Annotated in this window: 10 protein-coding genes; 9 read left to right on the top strand and 1 reads right to left on the bottom strand. The window is 57.5% G+C overall.

Annotation, left to right across the window (positions count from 1 at the left end):
- The first annotated feature begins 220 nt into the window (after window positions 1-220).
- The 7 genes from EKM86_RS12050 (at window position 221) to trxA (ending at window position 4,899) form a co-directional block, all read left to right on the top strand.
- Window positions 221-481: an IreB family regulatory phosphoprotein gene (locus tag EKM86_RS12050; protein WP_125758300.1), complete on the top strand. Its 261-nt coding sequence runs from the start codon at window positions 221-223 to the stop codon at window positions 479-481.
- Window positions 481-903, top strand: coding sequence for a Holliday junction resolvase RuvX (ruvX, locus tag EKM86_RS12045; RefSeq protein WP_125758298.1), 423 nt, complete (start codon window positions 481-483; stop codon window positions 901-903). Before EKM86_RS12050 ends, ruvX begins: the two co-directional genes overlap by 1 nt.
- Window positions 904-916: 13 nt before the next feature.
- The gene (locus EKM86_RS12040; RefSeq protein ID WP_125758296.1) at window positions 917-1,237 is read left to right on the top strand and encodes a DUF1292 domain-containing protein; all 321 of its coding nucleotides are present in this window, start codon (window positions 917-919) and stop codon (window positions 1,235-1,237) included.
- A 56-nt stretch (window positions 1,238-1,293) separates the two neighbouring features.
- On the top strand, window positions 1,294-1,539 hold the full coding sequence (locus tag EKM86_RS12035; protein ID WP_125758294.1) for a cell division protein ZapA: 246 nt from the start codon (window positions 1,294-1,296) through the stop codon (window positions 1,537-1,539).
- On the top strand, window positions 1,532-2,062 hold the full coding sequence (locus EKM86_RS12030) for a CvpA family protein (protein WP_125758292.1): 531 nt from the start codon (window positions 1,532-1,534) through the stop codon (window positions 2,060-2,062). Before EKM86_RS12035 ends, EKM86_RS12030 begins: the two co-directional genes overlap by 8 nt.
- A gap of 51 nt (window positions 2,063-2,113) precedes the next feature.
- Window positions 2,114-4,474, top strand: a complete 2,361-nt coding sequence (locus tag EKM86_RS12025) for an endonuclease MutS2 (RefSeq protein ID WP_125758290.1) — start codon at window positions 2,114-2,116, stop codon at window positions 4,472-4,474.
- Window positions 4,475-4,578: 104 nt separating this feature from the next.
- Window positions 4,579-4,899, top strand: a complete 321-nt coding sequence (gene trxA / locus EKM86_RS12020; RefSeq protein WP_054665174.1) for a thioredoxin — start codon at window positions 4,579-4,581, stop codon at window positions 4,897-4,899.
- Between the two features lie 73 nt (window positions 4,900-4,972).
- Here trxA and EKM86_RS12015 read toward each other — a convergent pair whose 3' ends face one another.
- The gene (locus EKM86_RS12015; protein ID WP_125758288.1) at window positions 4,973-5,440 is read right to left on the bottom strand and encodes a DUF2507 domain-containing protein; all 468 of its coding nucleotides are present in this window, start codon (window positions 5,438-5,440) and stop codon (window positions 4,973-4,975) included.
- A 151-nt stretch (window positions 5,441-5,591) separates the two neighbouring features.
- Between EKM86_RS12015 and racE the strand changes: the two genes are divergently transcribed.
- Together racE and EKM86_RS12005 are read left to right on the top strand one after the other, a co-directional pair.
- Window positions 5,592-7,025: a glutamate racemase gene (gene racE / locus EKM86_RS12010; RefSeq protein WP_125758286.1), complete on the top strand. Its 1,434-nt coding sequence runs from the start codon at window positions 5,592-5,594 to the stop codon at window positions 7,023-7,025.
- 2 nt (window positions 7,026-7,027) lie between these two features.
- A complete protein-coding gene (locus tag EKM86_RS12005) occupies window positions 7,028-7,546 on the top strand; it encodes a YfcE family phosphodiesterase (RefSeq protein WP_125758283.1) in 519 nt (172 codons plus the stop codon).
- Window positions 7,547-7,705: the final 159 nt, after the last annotated feature.

Below are 7,705 nucleotides of genomic sequence, written 5' to 3'. Positions count from 1 at the left end.
CAGCGCCTTGAGACGCAGCCAGCAACAGGGGCTTATAGCCCCAGAGAAAACCACCCGTTCGACGGGTGGTTTTTATTGCAATGAAAATGTAACGCACCCGCTAACGGGAAGCGGGGGCCGCTGCGGCCTGGCGCCGGCCGCTGGTGCTGATCGCGACATTGTACTTTAGGCGCCTTTCAAGTAAAATAGAGGCTAGCTGGAAGGAATAGAGGTGTTGAAAATGGGCACATTAGATCAAACCGTTCATTTTGATTTTCCGGATAACAATCCGAAAAACATCCACGAGACGTTGGAGACGGTCAGCAAATCGCTGGAAGAAAAGGGCTACAATCCGATCAACCAGATCGTTGGCTACCTGATCTCGGGGGATCCGGCTTACATCCCGCGGTACAACGACTCGCGGAATCTGATTCGGAAGTACGAACGCGACGTGATCATCGAGGAGCTTGTTCGCAACTACCTCGGTAAGGAGAAACAGTAGTGCGTTACATGGGTCTTGACGTCGGGTCGCGCACCGTGGGGGTCGCGATTTCCGATCCTTTAGGGTGGACAGCCCAGGGGCTTGAGATCATTCGCATCAACGAGGACAAGGAAGAATTTGGCCTTGCGCGCGTTGCGGAGTTAGTCGCACAATACGAGGTAACCAACTTTGTGGTCGGGCTTCCCAAGAACATGAACAACACCGAAGGCCCACGCGTTGAGAAATCAAAGGCGTACGGCCAGATGCTGGCCGACCGGTTCAACCTGCCGGTGGCCTTCACCGATGAGCGGCTGACCACGGTCGAGGCAAGTCGGATGCTGATCGAAGAGGCCGATGCCTCGCGTAAACGTCAAAAACAAGTCATCGATAAACTGGCGGCGCAGCTGATTTTACAGAATTACCTGGATCTTCACAGCCGCTAACAAGGAGGCCATCATGGCAGAAGAAAACAACCATGTGCACGAAGGCGACGATCAGCAGCAGATTACGCTGATCGACGACAAGGGCAACGAAGAATTGTATCAGGTGCTTTTCACCTTTGATTCGGAGGACTACGGCAAAAGCTACGTGCTGCTGTACCCGGAAAGCGCCAGCGACGATGAAGAAGTCGACATTCAGGCGTTTTCATTCACCCCAGACGAAAACGGCGACGCCAGTTCGGGAAATTTGTTCCCGATCGAGGACGACGACGAGTGGGACATGGTCGAAGAGGTGCTGAACACCTTCTTGGCCGATGAGGATGATGACGGCGAATAGCCGCCACACCGCGCCGCAGTGATGAGGCGCGGTTTTTTGACGGAAGGGGATCCACAATGGCTGAGCGCAAGCGGCGATTCAAGGCCGTGATTGACGGAAAAGAATACACGATCATTGGTCCGGGGACGACTGCCCACTTTGAGGCGGTCACCGCGCTGTTGAACCAGCGCTTGGCAGCGCTGCGCGAGGCGGCACCGAAAATGACCAAAGAAGACGCGGCGGTGCTGCTGGCCTTTAATGTCCTCTCCGACCAGGTGGCGGCCGCGGCCGCTGCGCAAAAGACGGAGGATACGGATGCTTAGTCTGGCAATCATCGTCTTTCTTGCGTATTTCTTTTACGCAGGCGCTGAACGGGGGCTGTGGCTTCAGCTGGTGCACGTCGGCGGTTACTTAGTCAGTCTGGGGCTGGCGACGCTGTTTTACCGGCCGGTGGCGAACTTGCTGTCACTTTGGGTGCCGTACCCATCAGCGACGCAGACCAGCCATTTTGTGTTTTTCTCTAACCGGGTCGGGCTTACTCTGGACGATGCCTTTTATCGCGGCATCGCGTTTCTGCTCGTACTGGCGATTGGCTGGCTCGTGACGCGCTTTGGCGCACTGTGGGTGCACGACCTGAAGTACCACAAGGCCGACCGGGTCAGCCTGATCACCGGCGGCTTGTTGAATCTGGTGATGGGCTACGTGTTCCTCTTTCTGGTGCTGTACGTGGTCGCGCTAATTCCACTGGCTGGGCTGCAGCAGATGCTCGCTAACTCATTTCTGGCGCGCACGATAGTTCGCTACTCGCTTGGGCTAACGAACTGGGTGACCGCCCTTTGGCTTTAACGACCAGCACCGCATTGCGTGCTGGTTTTTCGCATTCTAAGGAGTTTGATCATGAATAAAAAAATTTTGACCACGCTGGGCTTTGATCAGATCAAGACGGCACTGGCCAAGGAGGTTGTGACGGCCGCCGGCCACGCCCGGGTGGCGGCACTGGCGCCGACTTCGGACCGCACGCAGGTTCAACAAGCCCTGGACGAAACTGCAGATGGCGCCTCGCTGCTGCGGCTCAAAGGCGGCATTCCGCTGCCTGAGCTGACTGATGTCGGGCCGGCGCTCAAGCGTGTGCAAATCGGGGCGACTTTAAACGGCAAAGAGCTTGCCCAACTGACTCGCGTCTTGCGCAGTGTCAGCGCGGTAGATGACTTCTTGGCGGATCTGAATGATAAAATCGAGCTGCGGCGGGTTTACACCCTGCAGCAGCAGCTCACTGTCCTGCCGGAACTCGAGCGCCGTTTGTACACGGCAATCGACGAGGAAGGTAATGTGACCGACGAGGCCAGCGACACGCTGCGCGCAGTGCGCAATCAGATCCGGCAGCTGGAAGCCAACATTCGCAGCCGCATGGATTCGTACATCCACGGCAACATGGCCAAGTACCTGTCGGATCCGATCATCACGCTGCGGGATGACCGTTTTGTCCTGCCCGTGCGCTCGGACTCACGCGGCCAGGTCGCCGGTGTGGTCCACGACCAAAGTGCCTCAGGCGCCACTTTGTTCATTGAGCCGCAAGCCATTGTGGACATGAACAACCGGCTGCGCGAGGCGCAAATCGAGGAGCAGCAGGAGATTGCGAGAGTGCTGGCGGAGCTGTCCGAAACGGTGGCCCCTTACAGCAAGCAAATTGCCCGCAACGCAGAAGTGCTGGGACATTTTGACTTTATCAACGCCAAGGCCCGTTACGCGCGCGCCATCAAGGCGACAGAGCCGCTAGTGTCGGCGAAAAACGAGGTCGACATTCTCCAGGCCCGCCACCCGCTGCTGGACGCGCATAAGGTCGTTCCTAATGACATCGTGATCGGCAAGGATTACCAGGCCATTGTCGTCACTGGGCCGAACACCGGTGGTAAAACCATCACCCTCAAGACCTTGGGGCTGCTTCAGCTGATGGGGCAGGCCGGGCTGTTCATTCCGGCCGGTGAGGAAAGCACGATCGGTGTGTTCTCGGAGATTTTCGCCGACATCGGCGATGAGCAAAGCATTGAGCAAAGCCTGAGTACTTTTTCCGGTCACATGGCGAACATCGTCGACATTCTTGACCATTTGGATGATCAGGCGTTGGTCCTGTTCGATGAGCTGGGCGCTGGCACGGATCCGCAAGAAGGGGCGGCTTTGGCAATCGCCATTTTGGATGAGGTCGGCACGATTGGGGCCGACGTAGTCGCCACCACGCACTACCCGGAACTTAAGCTCTACGGTTACAACACCCCAGGCACCATCAACGCCTCCATGGAGTTTGATGCCGCGACGCTGCAGCCGACGTACCGCCTGTTGATTGGGGTACCGGGCCGCTCGAACGCGTTTGACATTTCTCGCCGGCTCGGCCTGGACGGCGCCATTGTCGATCGGGCCAAGGCGCTGATCGCAGACGACAGTCACGATTTGAACAACATGATCGCGGATCTGGAAAGTCAACGCAAGGCGGCCGAAACGGAGTACAAGGCGGCCCGGGCGGACACGGACGCGGCACAGAAACTGCTGGCCGACCTCCAGGCGGCTTATGCCGAGCTTGAAAAGGAGCGCGCCGGCCAGCTAGACAAGGCTCGCGAACAGGCGAATGCGCTGGTCGAAAAAGCGCAAAAGAAAGCCGATAAGATCATTCGCGACCTGCGCCAGATGCAAAAAGCGGGCAGCGGCAATGTGAAGGAAAATCGGTTGATCGAGGCCAAGACAGGGTTGAAGCAGCTGCACCAGGAGCAACCGCAGCCGAAAAATAAGGTCCTGCGGCGCGAGAAGCGCAAACAGGCTTTGCGGCCAGGCGACCGGGTTCATGTGCTGTCGTATGATCAAACCGGTGACCTGCTCGACCAAGTGGATAAAACCCACTGGAATGTTCAGCTGGGGATCTTGCGGATGAAAATCAGCACCTCTGACCTGGAAAAAGTGGCCGAACCCAAAGACCAGGAGCCCAAGCGGCGCATGGCAATCGTTAAGGGCGGCGCGGCAAGCGGCCCTGACACGACGTTGGACCTGCGCGGGGTGCGGTACGAGGACGCGATGGCGCAGCTCGACCGCTACATCGATTCTGCGCTGCTTGCCGGGTATCCGCAGGTGACGATCATTCACGGCCTAGGCACCGGTGCAATCCGCAACGGGGTCACCGAGTATTTGAAACGCAATTCCCAAGTGAAAAAATTTGGGTTTGCGCCGCAAAACGCGGGTGGCTCTGGCGCGACTATTGTGCAGTTTAAATAGTTAATTGCGGGCAATTTAGTTGAACGGGCTTGACGGTCATGCTACAATGGTTACGAATAGTAAGAAAGTCGCTGTTGACTTCAATGAGACGAGGAGGAACTTCTATGGTTAAAGTAGTTAGTGATCAGGATTTTAAGCAGGAGACCGACACTGGTGTCACGCTGACCGACTTCTGGGCAACCTGGTGTGGCCCTTGCAAGATGCAGAGTCCGGTGATCGAGTCACTGGAAAAGGATCGCTCAGACGTCAAGTTCACGAAGATGGACGTCGACCAAAACCCAGAGACCCCAGGGGCCTTTGGTATCATGGCCATTCCGACGTTGATCGTCAAGAAAGACGGCGAAGTCGTGGAGAAGCTGGTCGGCTATCAGACCAAGGATCAGCTCAACAACGTCTTGGATAAGTACACCAAGACGCCAGCCTAACAAAGTCAAAAAGTCCCAACCTTTGCGCTCAGTGCGTAAGGGCTGGGACTTTTTATTTTGCCGACTGCAGCAACTATAGGTGCAGCGGCGTTTGTTCGGTCGGCTGGGCCGTTTTCGGATCCAATGCCACAGTGAGTTCGACCTGATGCTTGCGCGTATCAGGCACGGCATTAGCCTCAACGACGATGCCGAGGATCTGCTGCAAGCTCTGCGCCAGGAAGCCGGCCTCAAGTTGAAAGTCGGGCTTGGCAAAATTCGCCAGCCGTGTCTCCACCACGGTCCCGGTCAGCAGGTAGTGGCGCTCCTGCTTCTTGGCCGTGGTTGGGGTCAGGGTGCCAAAGCCGACCTGTTCGAACAACTGGGTCAGATCATTTTCTGTCACCGGGAGCTTGCGCGCTAGGTCCCGCCCCGCCCAGTAAGCAATGTTCGCCGTTTCCTGGCCGAGCAGTTCCGGCAGCAGCAGGTCTCGCAGCATCAGCTGGCCAAACAGTGGGCCGTCAGCCGACATCGTCAGTAGGTCTTTATACGTTCCTTTCGCCATGAGCACCCTCCTCAAACGGCGCCTAGACGCCGCATTCCTTTTCAGTATAACGAAATCTTTAAGGGAAAAACAGCGCCTGCTGCCTCGTCTTGAAATTTTTATCGGTTAGCCGCACAATGAAGGTTCAGAACTTTTCGAACGGAGGCAAATAATGAACAACCAACCAATTGGGTTCATCGATTCCGGCGTCGGCGGCTTGACCGTGGTCAAAGAAGCCCTGCGCCAGTTGCCCAACGAAAGTGTCGTCTTCTTGGGCGACCAGGCCCGCTTGCCATACGGGCCAAGGCCGGCTGCCCAGGTGCGCGAGTTCACCTGGCAGATGGTCAATTTTCAGCTGCAAAAGCACATTAAGATGCTGGTCATCGCCTGCAACACCGCGACTGCTGCAGCGCTGCCCGACGTGCGTGCTAAGCTCGACATCCCAGTCGTCGGTGTGATTGTGCCAGGCTCGCGGGCGGCGCTTAAGGCGACCAAAACCGGCCACATCGGTGTCATTGGCACCGAAGGCACAGTGACCAGCCACGCGTATGCCGACACGATTCACAGCAAGGCCAAGCAGGTGAAGGTGACCGAGCTGGCCGCCCCTAAATTTGTGCCGCTGGTGGAGTCAAACGAAATGACCTCGCCAGTTGCCAAGCGCGTGGTGGCCGAGACCCTGCAGCCGCTTTTGCACCAAGGCATCGACACGCTGGTGATGGGCTGCACGCATTACCCGCTGCTGCGCCCACTGATTCAAAATGTGATGGGCGATGACGTGACCTTGATCGACTCCGGGGCGGAGACGGTCAGCGAGGTGTCCATGCTGCTGGATTACTTTAACCTGGCGGCGCATGGTACTCAACCGGCCACCAATCAGTTTTACACTACTGGCAACGCCAAGATGTTCGATCTGATTGCCGGCAATTGGCTGAACTTGAAGGTGGCCGCCAGTCGGGTGGTGATTGATCAGGAACCGACCGACGTCCAGCCCGCAGCGCTCAAGACCGTGGTGATCGCGTCCAAGAACCCAGGTAAGGTCAAGGAGCTGGCCGCCATGTTTGAGGCGGACGGCCTGACCGTCAAAAGCCTCGCTGATTTTCCAGCGGTCGCCACGGTGCCGGAGACAGGCAAGACGTTTGAGGAAAACGCGCGGCTCAAGGCGGATGGTTACGCCAAGGCCCTGGAGCTGCCAGTGGTTGCGGATGATTCGGGCCTGATGGTCGACGCGCTTGACGGCGCCCCAGGTGTGTTCTCCGCACGTTACGCCGGGCAGGGGCACAACGACGCAGCCAATAACGCGAAGTTGATTGCCAATCTGGCCGATGTGCCGGATGAAAAACGCACCGCGACCTTCCACACCACCTTGGTGTTTGCCAAACCTAACCGGCCGGCGGAGGATTTAGTCGTCGCCGGCAGCGTGCAGGGCCGCATCACGGGGGTGCCGCGCGGTGACAATGGCTTTGGCTACGATCCATACTTCTTTTTGCCGCAGCTGGGTAAAACGATGGCGGAGCTCAGTCAAAACGAGAAAAACCAGATCAGCCACCGCGGCAACGCGATGCGGGCCCTAGAGGCTAAGTGGCGCGACTGGTACAAGGAGGACTGACCATGAAACTGGTGGCGGTGAGTGACACTCATGGCGATCATCAGATTTTGGAAGACATCCTGACGCAGCAACCGACTGCCGACGCGTATCTTTACGCCGGCGATTCCGAGTTTGCCGCCGATGATCCCATTTTTACGCATTACCAGGCGGTGCGCGGCAACATGGACTTTGATTCAGCCTTTCCGATGACGCGCACACTCGATGTGGCAGGGGTGACGGTTTTCCTCACCCACGGGCACCGGCTGATGGTTGGGTTCAGCTTGAAGATGCTGCTTGAGGCGGCCACTGCTGCGCACGCCCAAGTGGCCATTTTCGGCCATACCCACCAACTGGGGGTGGAGATGCATCAAGGTATTCTGGTGCTCAACCCAGGCAGCATCAGCCAGCCGCGCGGCGAGTTTGCGGCGTTAGGTGGCACCTACGCGGTGATTGAGGCGACACCGGCGCAGTTTACCGTCACCTACTACTTGCGCAGCGGACAGCCGGCCTCTGGCCTCGAGTGGACGTTTAATCGTGCTTAGTGTAGAAATGCAAAAAGCGTTCGTGATCAATCTCTGATCACGAACGCTTTTCTTGGTGCGCCCGGCATGGGCGCCAACTTGGTGGTGAAAGTCCACTGCGGGCCGTAGTAGTCGGAACCGCTAGCCAAGGGCAAGGGTGTCCATCGCGAGGTGGAATCT

The organism is Lacticaseibacillus hegangensis, from assembly GCF_003946465.1.
GTDB classification, from domain to species: domain Bacteria; phylum Bacillota; class Bacilli; order Lactobacillales; family Lactobacillaceae; genus Lacticaseibacillus; species Lacticaseibacillus hegangensis.
The sequence above is the reverse complement of the archived record's forward strand: the minus strand, read 5'-3'. Positions and strand labels throughout refer to the sequence as shown.